This is a genomic window from Priestia sp. HNGD-A6, assembly GCF_045784335.1.
In the GTDB taxonomy this organism is placed as follows: Bacteria; Bacillota; Bacilli; order Bacillales; family Bacillaceae_H; genus Priestia; species Priestia zanthoxyli.
Genome location: NZ_CP138621.1, coordinates 3,163,865 through 3,178,538 on the forward strand (window position 1 = coordinate 3,163,865; position 14,674 = coordinate 3,178,538).

The following is a 14,674-nucleotide window of genomic DNA, read 5'->3' on the forward strand; positions in this document are numbered from 1 at the left end:
TTATAATAAGTATATATTGTTTTAAAGGAGAGATATTTAATGAAAACAAATATTCATCCAGACTATCGTAAAGTTGTGTTTATGGATACAAATAGCGGAACATCATTTTTATCAGGATCTACAAAACAATCAAATGAGACCGTCCAATGGGAAGATGGCAACACATATCCGCTTTTAAAAGTTGAAATTAGTTCGGATACACATCCATTTTATACAGGAAAACAAAAATTTGCTGATAAAGGCGGCCGTGTGGAACGCTTTAAGCAAAAATATAAATTACAATAAAAAAACTAGCCGAGAGGCTAGTTTTTTTATTAATATAATGCTTTTTTCAACGTATCAATGTTGTGTTGCATAATGGAGAAATAATCTTCTTTATTTTTAACATCGTTTTTCGTTAATGACTCTAAGTTATGAAGTGTTAAAGCTTGAGCTCCCACTTCATTTTTTACAAGTGTAGACACTTTAGGCTTTAAATTTTGGTCAAAGATAAAGTATTTGATATGGTCTTTTTTTGCTTGTTTTACGATGTTTTCTAATTGTTTTTGAGACGGCTCATTTGTAGGAGATAAACCCGCTACGCTAATTTGCTTTAATCCGTATCGTTTTTCCCAGTAGCCGTAGGCTGCATGTGATACTAAAATTTCTTTATGAGGTGCGTCGCCAATCGTTGTTTTTAACTCTTGGTTCACATCTTCAAGCTGAGTCTTTAAGGATTGGAAGTTCTTTTCAAATTCTGCTTTTTTATCTGGTTTTAATTCAACAAGTTCATTTTTAATATTTTCTGCTAATTGAATAGCTAAAATAGGATCAAGCCAAACGTGAGGGTCTGTATCTCCGTGGTGATGCTCTTCTTCATGTGCATGTTCGTCCTCATGGGCATGCTCATCTTCAGAACTCTTTGCTAGTTCAATTCCTTTTGCAGCTTCTACTAAAGCGACATCTTCATTCTTTAGCGTAGACTGTGCTTTATCTGCAAAGCCTTCAAGCCCAATTCCTGAGTAAACGAATGCGTCCGCGTTTGCGAGTTTGACCATTGTTTTTGTGGTAGGTTCAAATGAGTGAGCATCTACACCCGTTGGTAAAATGCTTTTAGCTTCTACATATTTTCCACCGATTTTTTCAGTGAAATCCTGTAAAGGGTAAATTGTTGTGTAAACTTCTAATTTTTTATTTTTATTATCAGATGCGTTATTTGCACTGCTTGAACTGCACCCTGCAAGGGCTGTTCCAATTCCTAATGCCAGCACCATTAAAAGTGGTTTGAATTTCATTATGTTGCTCCTTCCGTTCGTATCGTAACCATTTATAACCTATGTTATTATATCGTAATTATTACGATTTGAAAACTAAAAATTTACGTACTTACTGTAAACTTAGGAAGGGGGTCTTTGAAAGTAGCCCAATCTTGATTCATTTCCTCATTTGTCAGCAAACAGTGGTCTAAAGTTTCAATTATTTCAGCTTTGTTCATATCAATACCAATCAATACAAGCTCGTTAATACGGTCTCCAAATTGTTCATCCCATTTTGCTCGTAATTCAGGTTCTTCCTTTAAGGTTTGTTCCCTTTCCTCTGCTGTGTACGTTGCGACCCATTCACCCGCTCCTTGAATCATAATGGACGTACCTGCTTGAGAAAGAAGTCCTGCCATATGGTTACGTGAAGCAAGCCAGAAAAATCCTTTTGCACGTACAATATCAACCGGCCAGTCCTCTAACCATTTCATAAAGCGTTCAGGATGAAGGGGACGATTCCTTCTATATACAAAAGAAGAAATACCAAACTCTTCTGTTTCAGGCGTATGGTGTTCTTCATTTAATTCTTTAATCCACCCGGCTCCTTGACTAGCTTTTTCAAAGTCGAATAAGTCGGTATGAAGTATGGCTTCAAGTTTTACCTCACTATTAATTGTTTGGATAACAGTGGCCTCTGAGTTTAATTTGTGAAGAACAGCCTGCAGCTCATCTGCATCATCTTTTGTTAACAAATCAACTTTGTTTAATAAAATGACGTTTGCAAATTCAATTTGATCGATTAATAAATCAACCACTTCTCTTTTATCGTTTTCATCCGTTCCTTCTTTGCGGTCTAATAAGCTTTCGCCGGATGAAAAGTCTTCCCAAAAGCGATTAGCATCTACTACAGTGACCATCGTATCTAATGAACATTTCTGAGTTAAATCAATGCCAAGCTCTTCATCAATATAAGTAAATGTTTGAGCAACAGGGATAGGTTCGCTGATTCCGGAAGATTCAATGACAATATAATCAATATCATCATTGTCAGCGAGGCGTTCTACCTCTTTCATTAAATCATCTCGAAGCGTACAGCAAATACAGCCATTTTGCATTTCAACAAGTTTTTCTTCTGTTCGAGAAAATCCGCCTTGTTTAACTAAGTCTGCATCAATATTTACTTCGCTCATGTCATTGACAATGACCGCGACCTTTAAACCTTCTTTATTTTTTAAAATATGGTTCAAAAGAGTTGTTTTACCTGACCCAAGGTATCCGCTTAAAACGGTAACGGGAATTTTTTTCACTGTTATAACCTACTTTCTTGTCTTTAAATAATAATGATTACGATTTAACACTTTTCATCTTATAGGAAAAAGTATTATAATACAAGAAAGAATTTTTTTATGAAGGAGAAGACAGCAAATGAGCTTATTACAAGATGTTTTAGAATTCAACAAAAAATTTGTAGAAGAAAAGAAGTATGAACTTTACGAAACAAGCAAATTCCCTAATAAAAAAATGGTTATTTTATCGTGTATGGACACAAGATTGGTAGAACTGCTTCCGCACGCTTTAAATCTGCGTAACGGAGACGTGAAAATTGTTAAAAATGCAGGAGCACTTGTTTCACATCCATTTGGAAGTATTATGCGAAGCATTTTAGTAGCTGTGTACGAGCTACAAGCTGATGAGGTATGTGTAATTGGTCACCATGACTGCGGAGCAGGTAAACTTCAGGCGGAACCTTTTTTAGAGAAAGTAAGAGCAAAAGGCATCTCAGATGAAGTGATTAATACCATTGAATATTCTATGGACTTGAAAAAATGGTTAACGGGTTTTGATTCAGTAGAAGAGACTGTTCAGCATAGTGTAGAGACAATTCGTAATCATCCTCTATTTTCAAAAGATACTCCTGTACATGGACTAGTTATTGATCCAAATACAGGAAAGCTAGATGTTGTTGTAAATGGGTATGAAGCAATCGAAAACAACTAAAGCTTAGTGTGATTTTTTCTCAGGTACTTCATCGATGCCACCCGGATGGAACGGGTGGCATTTTAAAATGCGTTTTATAGTCAAATAAGATCCCTTTACGGCACCAAAGCGTTTAATGGATTCAACTCCGTACTGGGAGCAAGTAGGGTAAAACCGGCACCTTGCCGGAAGAAAAGGCGAAATTCCTTTTTGATATCCTTTTATAAGTAAAAGCAAAAGCTTTGCAATCATTTATTATCACGTTCTTTCTTTCGTGTTTGCTCATACTATAAGGGATAGAAGGAATAAAAAGCAACTAAAAGAAATAAAGGTTATTAAATGGATGAAATATATCGGAATTGCATGTTATGATAGGTGAAAGAAGAAAAAGGGAGTGGTATTATGCCATCAGTAGAAAGTTTTGAGCTAGATCATAATGCGGTTAAAGCACCTTACGTAAGACACTGCGGTGTTCACAAAGTGGGAAGCGACGGCGTTGTAAATAAATTCGATATTCGTTTTTGCCAACCAAACAAACAAGCAATGAAGCCGGACGTTATTCATACGTTAGAGCATTTATTAGCTTTTAATATTCGTACTCATGTAGAAAAATACGATCACTTTGATATTATTGATATTTCGCCTATGGGATGTCAAACGGGATACTACTTAGTAGTGAGCGGGGAGCCGACTGTACGTGAAATTATTGATTTGTTGGACGATACGCTAAAAGATGCAATTAACATTACTGAAATTCCAGCAGCAAATGAAAAACAGTGCGGTCAAGCAAAACTTCACGATTTAGAAGGAGCAAAACGCTTGATGAAGTTCTGGTTAGAACAGGACAAAGAAGATTTAGAAAAAGTATTTGGCTAAAAATAAGCAGTCCGCTGGGCTGCTTATTTTATTTGGAAAAAGATGAAGACGTTTCTCTGAGTCTAAAGAAAGGGAAATGTCTCTTTTTATGAAAAAAATGTTTTAATCAACTAAAAAAGGGTACAACTATACTATATAAAGAGTTCATAAAGGAGCGAACAACATGGCAGCAAATGTAAATGAAATTGTTAATAAACAAGTGGCAAACTTTAGTGTAATGTACATAAAACTTCATAATTTTCATTGGTACGTGAAAGGTGAACAATTCTTCACTCTTCATGAAAAGTTTGAAGAGCTGTATACGGAAACAGCTACAATTATTGATGACCTTGCAGAACGCCTTTTAGCACTAGAAGGAAAACCTGTGGCAACAATGAAAGAATCGTTAGAGCTTTCTTCTATTAAAGAAGCGGATGGAAGCGAAACGGCTAAAGACATGGTTGCTTCTTTAGTAAGCGATTTTGATACGCTAACTGCTGAATTAAAAGAAGGAATGGATGCAGCCGGTGAAGCGGGCGATGAAACAACAGGAGACATGCTGTTAGCTATTCATCAAAGCTTAGAAAAACATACGTGGATGTTAAAGTCATTCCTAGGCAAGTAAGTAAAACCTGCGAGCAATCGCAGGTTTTTTTATGATAAGATGGACGAACACTTTTTTTTCATCGGCATATACTGTAGGGATATGACTGCTGAAAGGGTGAAAAAAGTGGATATGCAGAAGCTTTCTGTCTTGATAATTTCAAGTTTAGGTTCACTGGCTTTTTTTTTATTTGGAGAGTGGGACTATTTACTAATGGCTTTAGTAGCATTAGTGGCAATTGATTACTTGACAGGCACGATTGCAGCTTTTATAAATAAACGTTTATCTAGCAAAGTAGGTTTTAAAGGAATTGCCAAAAAAATTTTTATTTTTGCCATGATTGCTGTAGCAAACTTTATCGATTCTGTATTTTGGGAAAACGGTCATATTATTCGAGATGGAGCTATTTTGTTCTATATTTTAAACGAAATGATTTCAATTACAGAAAACGCAAGAATTGTAGGGGTTCCAATTCCAGAGCCGTTAAAAAAAGCAATAGCGATTTTAAAAGACCGCTTTAAATCGTAGAGTGTATAAAAAAAGAATAAGATACACATAAGAAAGATAAGTTGGCACTAGAAAGAAGGAGCTGAATATCTTTCATGACAAAAAAATATTATGTATCTCTGAGTTCAGGGGAAATCAATCAGTCAAATACTGCTTCAGATTGGAATTATGCGATTGAAGCAACAGATGAAGAAGTGGAGCAGCTGAGAACCTATTTAGATCAGCGCGCTTCAAGCGATTGGTCAAGCTTTTGGCGATCCCATATTCCGTATCTGGAATATCATCATGATTCTCAAAATGATATGTACGATAAAACAACAGTTGACATATATGCCATGCTTTATCAGCTGGGAGACGATGAAACAAAATCACATATCAAACAGATGAATATTTTATCTTCAGATAGAACGGAATAAGGGGTAAAATGCAAAGAAAAAAAGTACGAGCATACTTTTCTTATAAGGTATGGCCGTAATGTATGATAAAATAAGGGAAAAATCAAATGGAGTTTGAGTCGACCATGTACACATTTAAGGATGCATATCATAATCAAGTATTTTTATCATTTGAAAAAAATCCATTCTCGAAAACTCCACGTCATGTTTGGGTCGTATGCAGGTATGAAAATCAATGGTTGCTAACGAATCACTCAAAACGAGGTTTAGAATTTCCCGGAGGAAAACTAGAAGGCAATGAAATACCAGAAGAAGCAGCGGTTCGAGAAGTGTTTGAAGAAACAGGCGGAGAAGTCTCTTCTTTAACTTATATTGGTCAATATAAAGTAGTAAGTAAAGGAAAGACCATTATTAAAAATATTTATTTTGCTACGATTGGAAATGTAATTAAAAAAGAAGACTACATGGAAACAGATGGTCCCGTAATGATTGACGAACTACCTTCGGGCATTCAACAAGATGATGCGTACAGCTTCATTATGAAAGATAATGTTTTGCAGTATGTAATGAAATATGTAAAGCGAACATTTTTGTAAAAGCATCATATCAACGAAAATACCCCCGTTTGTACGGGGGTATTTTTTATGAGCGTCGGATCAATTTCTTTTCTAGATAAGCCACGCCTTGGTACATAATCGTAGCGAAAATGGCAATTAATAATAAGCTGAGAAGAACAAGAGTAAAGTTGAAGACTTGGAAACCATAAATAATCATATATCCAAGCCCTTTTGAAGAAACTAAAAATTCTCCTACGATGACGCCTACCCAAGATAAACCGACGTTTACTTTAAATGTGGAAATAATGGCAGGCATGGAAGCTGGAAGAATTGCTTCTTTAAAACAGCGGGTTTTCGTTGCCCCGAAGCTTTTTAGTAATTTAATATAGTTTGGATCTACTTCTTTAAAGGCTGTGTAAACGACGATGGATGTAATGATAACGGATATAATCGCTCCCATCGTTAAAATTGAGAAAAATCCTGGCCCAATTGCTACAATTAAAATAGGGCCCAGCGCTACTTTAGGCATGGCGTTTAAAATAACGAGGTAAGGGTCTAATATATGTGCAAGCCTAGTTGAATACCAAAGGGCAGTTGCAAGTAAAATACCTAGCACTGTGCCTAAAATGAAGCCAAGAACTGTTTCGAATAACGTAAAACCAATATGTTCTGCCAGCGAGCTGTCGGCAAGTTTAATTAAAAATAAATGCCATACTTTAGTAGGGGAACTGAAGATTAAAGGGTCAATCCACTTTAAACGAGAAGCCAGTTCCCAGAAGCTAAAAAAGGCTAAGAAAATGACCAGCTGTACGCTCAGTACTAATCGTTTTTCGCCCCGAACCTTGCGAAGGTAGCTTTCGTGAAGAGTATCTAGGGAGCTAGTGGGTTTCAAGTTGATCAAGCTCCTTCCATATGTCCATAAATAAATCGTTATAGACAGGATGCTGTCGTGCTTCAAACGGAGAGAGGGTTCGTAAAATAGAAGGAACCGTGAATGTTTTTGCGATTTTTCCTGGCTTGGCTGAGAATAAAAAGATTCGGCTGCTCATAGCAATGGCTTCGCCGATATCGTGCGTGACCAAAACGGCCGTTTTTTGATAAGTCATCAGTGTTTTGGAGACAAGTTCTTCAAGCTTGAGTTTTGTTTGAAAATCAAGTGCTGAAAAAGGTTCATCCAAGAGTAAAATAGCGGGGTCAATGGCAAGTGTTCGGACTAAAGCGACGCGTTGTCTCATGCCTCCGGATAATTGGTGTGGATATAGGTCATCTACGCCTTGTAGACCAATTTCTTTTAGGAGCAGCAGTGCTTTACTCTCCGTTTTGTCTGTTAGCTGTCCGCGAATTTCAAGCCCAAGTAAAATATTTTCTTTAATGGTTTTCCACGGAAACAAATAATCTTGTTGAAGCATATAACCGATGTTTGGAACTGATGTTCCGATATTTTCACCGTCTATTGTGACAGAGCCTGACGTTGGTTCAATCAAGCCTGCAATAATCGATAGAAGCGTCGTTTTTCCACATCCGCTTGGGCCGAGAAAGGAAACGAATTCTCCTTCTTCAATAGACAAATTAATATGTTCAAGTGCAGTGGTAGCAGACTTTGTCGTAAGGTACATATGTTGAACATCTTGAATGTGAAGTTTTGTCATATTACTCCCTCATTGCATCTTTTGCGAATTTTGTGTTGACTAGCTTGCTGTGATCAATGTGTCTTGGAAGTTCTCCAGATTCGTCCATGATTGTTTGTAAATGATCCCACTCTTTCTCATCTAATAAAGGGTTAGTTGCAAAGGATTTTTGCGATTTATAGCGGTCAATAACAGTTTTTAGCGTGTCTTTAGGTGTATCTTCAAAATACGGTGCAACCACTTCAGCAATTTCATCTGTGCTATGTGTATTCACCCATTTTTGTGCTTTGTAAATAGCTCGAGTAAATTTAGCTGCTGCTTCAGGGTTATCTTTTAAATAGCTTTCTTTGGCCATAAATGTTGTATAAGGAACTGTTCCTGATTCTTTTCCGAAGGAAGCAACGATATGTCCTTTTCCTTGTTTCTCTAAAATACTAGCCGTTGGCTCAAATAATTGAACGTAATCTCCAGTACCAGAAGCAAAAGCATTCGCAACGTTAGCAAAATCAATGTTCTGAACGAGTTTTACATCCTTTTTAGGATCAATATTATGCTGTTTTAACACATATTCCCCTACCATTTGCGGCATGCCGCCTTTGCGTTGACCAAGAAACGTTTTGCCTTTAAGCTGATCCCATGAAAATTGATCGACCTTTTTACGTGCTACTAGAAATGTTCCGTCGGTTTGGGTTAGCTGTGCAAAGTTGATGACGGGATCACTAGACCCTTGTGCATATACGTAGATTGACGTTTCCGAGCCGACTAAGGCGACGTCGATGCCATCAGATAAAAGTGACGTCATTGTCTTATCTCCGCCCCAAGTTGTTTTTAAATCTACCTTTAGTCCTTCTTCTTCAAAAAAGCCTTTTGAAATAGCGACGTACTGGGGAGCATAAAAGATAGAGCGAGTTACTTCGCCGACACGAACCGTTTGTACAGATGTTGTTTTGCTGCAGCTAATTAGTGGAATTAGTAAAATCATAATAGCAAGCAAAGAAAAAAGCCATTTAATTGGTTTCATAAAGCAAGCCTCCTTAAAGTAATAAAATATTTTATGATAATGTATGTAAAGAAGTGGAAGAAGGTGAGTGCCTATATAACTATGTGGAAAATCAAAGAAGTAGTAGTCAACGACTGAAAGTAAACCTTAGCGGAAGAAAGTAGGCTAGTTATATAAAGAATGGAGGAAAAAAATGAAAGATGGAACAATTCTTCATAAACAGCGTTTCCCATCATCAAATCCCCGCGTGACGCTGTGGGTGATTACATATGCATGTCAAGGGCTTAAGATTAAAGGAATGCTTGCAGAGCCAAAAGAAAAAGGAATGTATGACGGCTTTTTATACTTAAGAGGAGGTATTAAGAACGTAGGAACGGTTCGCCCTGCTCGACTCATTCAATTTGCTTCACAAGGTTTTATTGTGATGGCTCCGTTCTATAGGGGAAATCAAGGAGGCGAAGGAAACGAAGATTTTGCAGGAGATGATCGTTACGATGCTTTTGCTGCTTACGATTTACTGAAACAGCTCCCTAACGTCCACCATGACCGCATTCATATTTTTGGGTTTTCACGAGGGGGAGTGATGGCTTTACTCACAGCCATTGAAAAAAAAGACAGCCGTTCTCTTGTGCTATGGGGAGGCGTCACGGATATGGTGCTGACATATGAAGAAAGAGAAGATTTAAGAAGAATGATGAAGCGGGTGATTGGAGGAACTCCTTCTAAATATCCTGAAAGATACGAATGGAGGACACCTTTGCATCGTGCTCATCTCGTCGAGCCGCCGGTCTTGCTTATTCATGGTTTAGAAGATAAAAACGTCTCAATTGATCATTCCTATCAGCTCGAATCTAAACTAAAGAAGTCCAATAAAAAAGTTACCAGCTGGTATTTTGAAAACTTTCCACATGCTTTTCCACCAAAAGAAAACCGAGAAACGGTAAAGAAGTTAACGAAGTGGATGAAAGCGCAATAAAAGATATGCTACGATAGAAAAAACAAGTAGAATAACAGTGAGGAGTGAGAGAAAATGGGGATGCCGCTAGAATTAAATACAATGATTGTGACAAAAGGCAACGAAAAGCGTGTAACAGATAACATTTTTCAAGTTGAGAAAAAAGGATATCGTTTGTATCCGTTGGATATTCCATTAAACATTCACAAAACGAAAAATGGAGAATGTATTGGAACTGCTGTTGTGCGTAAGGTAGAAATGGAGCAGGAAAAAACCATTGTCACATATGAACTGACAAAATTACATTCGACTAACTAAAAAACCGATCGTCTATAAGACGATCGGTTTTTTATTAGACTCTAGGTCCGCCTAATGTTGAAATGTCCGATGCTACATCATTAAAACGCTTGAAGTTCGCTTTGAATTTAGCGGCAAGTTCAGTTGCTTTTTGGTTATAAGCTGTTGCATCGTTCCATGCTTTAGAAGGCTGAAGCACTTCATCAGGAACTCCCGGAACATGAGTTGGAATCGATAAACCAAAAATAGCATCTGTTACTGTTTCGGTATTAGCTAGTTCTCCTTCAAGAGCTGCTTGAACCATAGCTCGAGTGTAACTTAACTTCATTCGTTCACCCACGCCGTATTCACCGCCGGTCCATCCAGTGTTTACAAGGTAGACATTTACGTTATGTTCATCGATTTTCTTTCCTAGCATTTCTGCATAAGTTGTTGGAGCAAGAGGTAAGAAAGGCTCACCAAAGCATGTAGAGAAAGTAGCCTGTGGCGATGTTACGCCGCGCTCTGTTCCAGCTAACTTACTAGTGTATCCGCTCAGAAAATGGTACATCGCTTGTTCTTTTGTAAGCTTGCTGATTGGAGGTAAGACGCCGAAGGCATCAGCAGTTAAAAAGACAATAGCTGTAGGGTGCCCAGCAACGCTTGGCAATACCGTATTATCAATAGAGTCAATTGAATAAGCGGCACGAGTATTCTCTGTTAAACTATTATCATTGTAATCTGCTACTTTCGTATTTTGATTCAACACTACATTTTCCAGTACTGCGCCGAAGCGAATTGCATTAAAAATTTGCGGTTCTTTTTCTTCGGAAAGCTGAATGCACTTCGCGTAGCAGCCTCCTTCAATATTAAATACACCAGAGCTTGACCAACCGTGCTCGTCATCTCCGATTAAACGACGGTTTGCATCAGCAGAAAGCGTTGTTTTACCCGTTCCAGATAAACCAAAGAATAATGCAACGTCACCTTCTTCTCCTACGTTAGCAGAACAGTGCATGGATAGAATATTGTTTTGAGGAAGCAAGAAGTTCATCACTGAAAAAATAGATTTTTTCATTTCACCAGCGTATTCAGTTCCTCCAATTAGCACAATGCGTCGCTCTAATGAAAGAATAATGAAGGTTTCAGAATTCGTCCCGTCTGTTTCAGGATCAGCTTTGAACGTTGGAGCTGCTACAATTGTAAACGGCTTCACATCATCATTTGTTTTTTGTTCAGCTGAAGGGCGAATGAATAACTGCTGAGCGAATAGGTTGTGCCATGCAAATTCATTAACTACTTGAATTGGTAACTGATACTTTTTATCAGCTCCAGCATATCCATTAAAAACAAAAAGTTCATCCTGTTTCTTTAAGTGGGTTAAGACTTTTTTGTATAGCGCATCGAATCGCTGAGCAGAAATTGGCTGATTGACGGGTCCCCATTCAACCGTTTTTGAAGATACAGCATCGCTTACAATAAATTTATCCAAAGGAGAGCGACCTGTATATTTTCCGGTTTCGACTGACACAGCACCTGTAGAAGTCAGCGTTCCTTCGCGTCGAGCTAGAATTTTTTCAACAAGTTGTGGAACAGATAATTGGTGTTTTGTTGTTTTTAATTGAAGCAAACCATTTAATTCGATAGACATATCAACAGTACTCATGTGCACTACCTTCCTTTTTAGCTATTATTTATTCATTAATGTTTGAAATTTATAATTAGTATAACACATTTATTTAATTATTCTATACTATTTAACTAAAAATGTTTGTGTATTATAAAAAAATATACGTTATACCTATTTTAGACACATGTATATGTGCTAGAAGCAAAAAAAGTGAAGTTATTTCAAGTGAAAGCCTTTTTTTTTTCTGTCTTGTTAACCAAACTTCGTGATCATTCTTAATAAGGTATACTATTTTTAAATTTGAGTATGTTACATTAAAACAGATTCAAACATAAAGAGATGATTTCCATTTGAATGTTGTTGACAGTGAAGCGCTTTTTCATGTATTATATGTCCTTGAACGGATACTCTCTTATCCCGAGCTGGTGGAGGGACAGGCCCTGTGAAACCCAGCAACCATCGTCATTTTTTTGTGTAGACGATAAGGTGCTAACCTGATGCAAGGGCACAACCTTGATCGATAAGAGTGAAAGGCTTATGTAGAATTTGATACCTTTCCTCGATACAAGGAAAGGTTTTTTTATATTTTTTAACGTGTAATGAAAATAAGGGAATGAGTACCGTATCACAATGTATCGTATTTATAAGGAGGAAAACTGATGTCAACACAACGTCGTCTGTTCACGTCAGAATCTGTTACAGAGGGACATCCCGATAAAATTTGTGACCAAATTTCTGACTCAATTCTTGATGCTATCCTAGCAAAGGATCCAAATGCTCGTGTTGCTTGTGAAACAAGCGTAACAACTGGTTTAGTTTTAGTAAGCGGTGAAATTACAACTTCTACTTACGTGGATATTCCTAAAACAGTTCGTGAAACAATTAAAGGAATTGGCTATACTCGTGCAAAATACGGATTTGATGCTGAAACTTGTGCAGTATTAACATCTATCGACGAGCAGTCAGCTGATATCGCTGCTGGTGTAGACCAAGCGTTAGAAGCACGTGAAGGTCAAATGTCCGATGAAGAAATCGAAGCAATCGGAGCTGGAGACCAAGGGTTAATGTTTGGTTATGCATGTAACGAAACAAAAGAATTAATGCCTCTTCCAATTTCATTAGCTCATAAACTTGCTCGCCGTCTAACAGAAGTACGTAAAGAAGAAATTCTTCCTTACCTTCGCCCGGATGGTAAAACACAAGTAACAGTTGAATATGATGAAAACAACAAACCTGTTCGCATCGATACAATTGTTATTTCAACTCAGCATCACCCAGAAGTAACGTTAGAGCAAATTCAACGTAACTTAAAAGAATATGTAATTAATCCAGTTGTTCCAAATGAGTTAATTGATGAAAATACAAAGTATTTCATTAACCCAACAGGACGTTTCGTAATCGGCGGCCCTCAAGGAGATGCTGGTTTAACTGGTCGTAAAATTATCGTTGATACTTACGGCGGATATGCTCGTCACGGCGGCGGTGCATTCTCTGGTAAGGACGCAACAAAAGTAGACCGTTCAGCAGCTTATGCAGCTCGTTATGTTGCGAAAAACATTGTAGCAGCTGATCTTGCTGATAAATGTGAAGTACAACTAGCATATGCAATTGGTGTTGCACAGCCAGTATCTATTTCAATTGATACATTCGGTACAGGAAAAGTTTCTGAAGAAGTACTAGTAGATGTAGTACGCAAAAACTTTGACCTACGTCCAGCAGGCATCATTAAAATGCTTGATTTACGTCGCCCAATTTATAAGCAAACAGCAGCTTACGGTCACTTTGGTCGTACAGATGTGGAGCTTCCTTGGGAGTTCACAGACAAAGCTGAAGCATTAAAAACTCAAGCTTTAGCTAAATAATAAAAAAAATCTCCGTGAAAACGGAGATTTTTTTTATGCCCATTGAATACCTTCAGCAGATTTTTCTACGACATCTTCATATTCTGAAAGCAAATGCTGAAAAATGGCGTCCCATGATTGAGTAAGAGCATAGTGTCTAGCTGCATGGCCAAAGTGAAGCCGCTGGTGCAAATCATCAAGTAAACCTGTAATAGCCGAACTGAATTCTTCTAAGGAGTGAGGTTTGCAAAGGTAGCCGTTTCGCCCGTGCTGAACCATCTGTTTAACTCCTCCTGCATTTGCTGCCACCACGGGAGTTCCAGAAGCAAGAGACTCCAGTACGACATTTCCGAACGTTTCTGTTTCTGAAGGGAAAACAAACAAATCAGATGAAGAATAGATATGAGCAAGTTGCTTACCTTCAAGAAAGCCTGTAAATGTCATATGCTCAGATGCTTGCTGTTGCATTTGTTCTTTTAAAGGACCATCTCCCACAATAAGCCAGTGAACTTGGTGGCGGATATGATCAGGTAAAGATCGGGCAATTTTTAGTAAAAAATCAGCGTTCTTTTCTTTAGCTAACCTTCCTACATACGTTAAGATGTAGGGTTTTTTTATATTATATTTAATACGAATATCAAAGCGGTCATAGTGGGGATGGAACAATTTGTGATTTACCCCTCGCGACCAAATAGCTACGTTGTGAAACCCTTGTTTTTCTAGCTGCTGTTTGGTCACTTCGGAGGGAGCGAATAATTTTTGTACAGGTTTATAAAACCATTTCATATATTTTTGCAGTGGTACACGCATTTTTTCAAGTTCATAGTGAGATAAATAATCATCAAAATTGGTATGATAAGAGCCGACAAGAGGAATACCTAATCTTTTTCCGTAATAGGAGCCGCAAAGCCCCATTGTAAAAGGAGTGGCCAAATGAATAAGAGAAGGGTTGAATTCCTGCAGCTGCTTTTTAATTTTTAGAACGTTTGGCAATGAAAAGCGGCTGTTTGGATAAAGGAAAAACGGCATGCTAGGCGAGCGGTGAACATACGGTGAAAACGACCGATTATGAGCAAATTCAGGAGCAAATACCTGGATGGGAATTTGCTTTGATTTGACATACTGAGTAAATTGATAAAGTGTTTTAGCAGCTCCGTTAACTTCCGGAGCAAATGTATCTGTAAATAAAGCAATTCTCATGAGTACTCCTC

At 37.7% G+C, this 14,674-nt stretch carries 18 protein-coding genes and 1 riboswitch; of the genes, 10 read left to right on the forward strand and 8 right to left on the reverse strand.

Annotated elements, in window-relative coordinates:
- The first annotated feature begins 39 nt into the window (after positions 1-39).
- Entirely contained in the window at positions 40-285 is a 246-nt protein-coding gene (locus SCI76_RS16150; protein ID WP_013059552.1) for a type B 50S ribosomal protein L31, read from the forward strand.
- Between the two features lie 29 nt (positions 286-314).
- Here SCI76_RS16150 and SCI76_RS16155 read toward each other — a convergent pair whose 3' ends face one another.
- Both SCI76_RS16155 and SCI76_RS16160 read right to left on the reverse strand, forming a co-directional pair.
- A complete protein-coding gene (locus tag SCI76_RS16155; RefSeq protein ID WP_243495217.1) occupies positions 315-1,274 on the reverse strand; it encodes a metal ABC transporter solute-binding protein, Zn/Mn family in 960 nt (319 codons plus the stop codon).
- An 83-nt stretch (positions 1,275-1,357) separates the two neighbouring features.
- Complete coding sequence (locus SCI76_RS16160) at positions 1,358-2,545, reverse strand: GTP-binding protein (protein ID WP_221831913.1); 1,188 nt, start codon at positions 2,543-2,545, stop codon at positions 1,358-1,360.
- 118 nt (positions 2,546-2,663) lie between these two features.
- Here SCI76_RS16160 and SCI76_RS16165 point away from each other — a divergent pair, with 118 nt between their 5' ends.
- Positions 2,664-3,236, forward strand: coding sequence for a carbonic anhydrase (locus SCI76_RS16165; protein WP_028411855.1), 573 nt, complete (start codon positions 2,664-2,666; stop codon positions 3,234-3,236).
- A gap of 3 nt (positions 3,237-3,239) precedes the next feature.
- Here the strand turns inward: SCI76_RS16165 and yidD are convergent, their stop codons facing one another.
- Entirely contained in the window at positions 3,240-3,467 is a 228-nt protein-coding gene (gene yidD / locus SCI76_RS16170; RefSeq protein WP_080754454.1) for a membrane protein insertion efficiency factor YidD, read from the reverse strand.
- Between the two features lie 150 nt (positions 3,468-3,617).
- Between yidD and SCI76_RS16175 the strand changes: the two genes are divergently transcribed.
- The 5 genes from SCI76_RS16175 (at position 3,618) to ytkD (ending at position 6,172) form a co-directional block, all read left to right on the forward strand.
- Positions 3,618-4,091: an S-ribosylhomocysteine lyase gene (locus SCI76_RS16175; RefSeq protein ID WP_013059547.1), complete on the forward strand. Its 474-nt coding sequence runs from the start codon at positions 3,618-3,620 to the stop codon at positions 4,089-4,091.
- A gap of 163 nt (positions 4,092-4,254) precedes the next feature.
- The gene (locus SCI76_RS16180) at positions 4,255-4,695 is read left to right on the forward strand and encodes a Dps family protein (RefSeq protein ID WP_013059546.1); all 441 of its coding nucleotides are present in this window, start codon (positions 4,255-4,257) and stop codon (positions 4,693-4,695) included.
- An 81-nt stretch (positions 4,696-4,776) separates the two neighbouring features.
- A complete protein-coding gene (locus SCI76_RS16185; protein WP_043975885.1) occupies positions 4,777-5,202 on the forward strand; it encodes a holin family protein in 426 nt (141 codons plus the stop codon).
- A gap of 74 nt (positions 5,203-5,276) precedes the next feature.
- Positions 5,277-5,597: a hypothetical protein gene (locus SCI76_RS16190; RefSeq protein ID WP_033579584.1), complete on the forward strand. Its 321-nt coding sequence runs from the start codon at positions 5,277-5,279 to the stop codon at positions 5,595-5,597.
- Positions 5,598-5,701: 104 nt separating this feature from the next.
- Entirely contained in the window at positions 5,702-6,172 is a 471-nt protein-coding gene (ytkD, locus tag SCI76_RS16195; protein ID WP_034271379.1) for an RNA deprotection pyrophosphohydrolase, read from the forward strand.
- A 46-nt stretch (positions 6,173-6,218) separates the two neighbouring features.
- Here the strand turns inward: ytkD and SCI76_RS16200 are convergent, their stop codons facing one another.
- The 3 genes from SCI76_RS16200 to SCI76_RS16210 are packed head-to-tail and all read right to left on the reverse strand — an operon-like array spanning position 6,219 to position 8,782.
- The gene (locus tag SCI76_RS16200; RefSeq protein WP_407544045.1) at positions 6,219-7,025 is read right to left on the reverse strand and encodes an ABC transporter permease; all 807 of its coding nucleotides are present in this window, start codon (positions 7,023-7,025) and stop codon (positions 6,219-6,221) included.
- Positions 7,012-7,782 (reverse strand): ABC transporter ATP-binding protein, encoded by a 771-nt coding sequence (locus SCI76_RS16205; protein ID WP_025750714.1) that lies wholly within the window; start codon positions 7,780-7,782, stop codon positions 7,012-7,014. The genes SCI76_RS16200 and SCI76_RS16205 overlap by 14 nt, the downstream gene beginning before the upstream one ends.
- 1 nt (position 7,783) lies before the next feature.
- Entirely contained in the window at positions 7,784-8,782 is a 999-nt protein-coding gene (locus SCI76_RS16210; RefSeq protein WP_028411851.1) for an ABC transporter substrate-binding protein, read from the reverse strand.
- Positions 8,783-8,954: 172 nt separating this feature from the next.
- On the opposite strand from SCI76_RS16210, the gene SCI76_RS16215 reads away from it, so the two are divergent.
- Positions 8,955-9,737, forward strand: a complete 783-nt coding sequence (locus tag SCI76_RS16215; RefSeq protein ID WP_028411850.1) for a S9 family peptidase — start codon at positions 8,955-8,957, stop codon at positions 9,735-9,737.
- 54 nt (positions 9,738-9,791) lie between these two features.
- On the forward strand, positions 9,792-10,034 hold the full coding sequence (locus SCI76_RS16220) for a DUF2584 domain-containing protein (protein ID WP_028411849.1): 243 nt from the start codon (positions 9,792-9,794) through the stop codon (positions 10,032-10,034).
- Positions 10,035-10,068: 34 nt separating this feature from the next.
- Here SCI76_RS16220 and pckA read toward each other — a convergent pair whose 3' ends face one another.
- Positions 10,069-11,658: a phosphoenolpyruvate carboxykinase (ATP) gene (gene pckA / locus SCI76_RS16225; RefSeq protein WP_028411848.1), complete on the reverse strand. Its 1,590-nt coding sequence runs from the start codon at positions 11,656-11,658 to the stop codon at positions 10,069-10,071.
- Between the two features lie 373 nt (positions 11,659-12,031).
- A riboswitch (SAM riboswitch) is annotated at positions 12,032-12,149 on the forward strand.
- A 132-nt stretch (positions 12,150-12,281) separates the two neighbouring features.
- Here pckA and metK point away from each other — a divergent pair.
- Complete coding sequence (metK, locus tag SCI76_RS16230; protein WP_013059536.1) at positions 12,282-13,484, forward strand: methionine adenosyltransferase; 1,203 nt, start codon at positions 12,282-12,284, stop codon at positions 13,482-13,484.
- 33 nt (positions 13,485-13,517) lie between these two features.
- Here metK and SCI76_RS16235 read toward each other — a convergent pair whose 3' ends face one another.
- Positions 13,518-14,663 (reverse strand): glycosyltransferase family 1 protein, encoded by a 1,146-nt coding sequence (locus tag SCI76_RS16235; protein ID WP_049166263.1) that lies wholly within the window; start codon positions 14,661-14,663, stop codon positions 13,518-13,520.
- Positions 14,664-14,674: the final 11 nt, after the last annotated feature.

What these genes read in the sequence shown, in the direction of transcription:
- SCI76_RS16185 (WP_043975885.1), top strand. Translation starts at nt 4,777, where the DNA reads ATGACTGCTGAAAGGGTGAAAAAAGTGGATATGCAGAAGCTTTCTGTC.
- yidD (WP_080754454.1), bottom strand. Translation starts at nt 3,467, where the DNA reads ATGATTGCAAAGCTTTTGCTTTTACTTATAAAAGGATATCAAAAAGGA.
- SCI76_RS16235 (WP_049166263.1), bottom strand. Translation starts at nt 14,663, where the DNA reads ATGAGAATTGCTTTATTTACAGATACATTTGCTCCGGAAGTTAACGGA.
- ytkD (WP_034271379.1), top strand. Translation starts at nt 5,702, where the DNA reads ATGTACACATTTAAGGATGCATATCATAATCAAGTATTTTTATCATTT.
- SCI76_RS16165 (WP_028411855.1), top strand. Translation starts at nt 2,664, where the DNA reads ATGAGCTTATTACAAGATGTTTTAGAATTCAACAAAAAATTTGTAGAA.
- SCI76_RS16220 (WP_028411849.1), top strand. Translation starts at nt 9,792, where the DNA reads ATGGGGATGCCGCTAGAATTAAATACAATGATTGTGACAAAAGGCAAC.
- metK (WP_013059536.1), top strand. Translation starts at nt 12,282, where the DNA reads ATGTCAACACAACGTCGTCTGTTCACGTCAGAATCTGTTACAGAGGGA.
- SCI76_RS16210 (WP_028411851.1), bottom strand. Translation starts at nt 8,782, where the DNA reads ATGAAACCAATTAAATGGCTTTTTTCTTTGCTTGCTATTATGATTTTA.
- SCI76_RS16155 (WP_243495217.1), bottom strand. Translation starts at nt 1,274, where the DNA reads ATGAAATTCAAACCACTTTTAATGGTGCTGGCATTAGGAATTGGAACA.
- SCI76_RS16180 (WP_013059546.1), top strand. Translation starts at nt 4,255, where the DNA reads ATGGCAGCAAATGTAAATGAAATTGTTAATAAACAAGTGGCAAACTTT.
- SCI76_RS16175 (WP_013059547.1), top strand. Translation starts at nt 3,618, where the DNA reads ATGCCATCAGTAGAAAGTTTTGAGCTAGATCATAATGCGGTTAAAGCA.
- SCI76_RS16150 (WP_013059552.1), top strand. Translation starts at nt 40, where the DNA reads ATGAAAACAAATATTCATCCAGACTATCGTAAAGTTGTGTTTATGGAT.
- SCI76_RS16215 (WP_028411850.1), top strand. Translation starts at nt 8,955, where the DNA reads ATGAAAGATGGAACAATTCTTCATAAACAGCGTTTCCCATCATCAAAT.
- pckA (WP_028411848.1), bottom strand. Translation starts at nt 11,658, where the DNA reads ATGAGTACTGTTGATATGTCTATCGAATTAAATGGTTTGCTTCAATTA.
- SCI76_RS16205 (WP_025750714.1), bottom strand. Translation starts at nt 7,782, where the DNA reads ATGACAAAACTTCACATTCAAGATGTTCAACATATGTACCTTACGACA.
- SCI76_RS16190 (WP_033579584.1), top strand. Translation starts at nt 5,277, where the DNA reads ATGACAAAAAAATATTATGTATCTCTGAGTTCAGGGGAAATCAATCAG.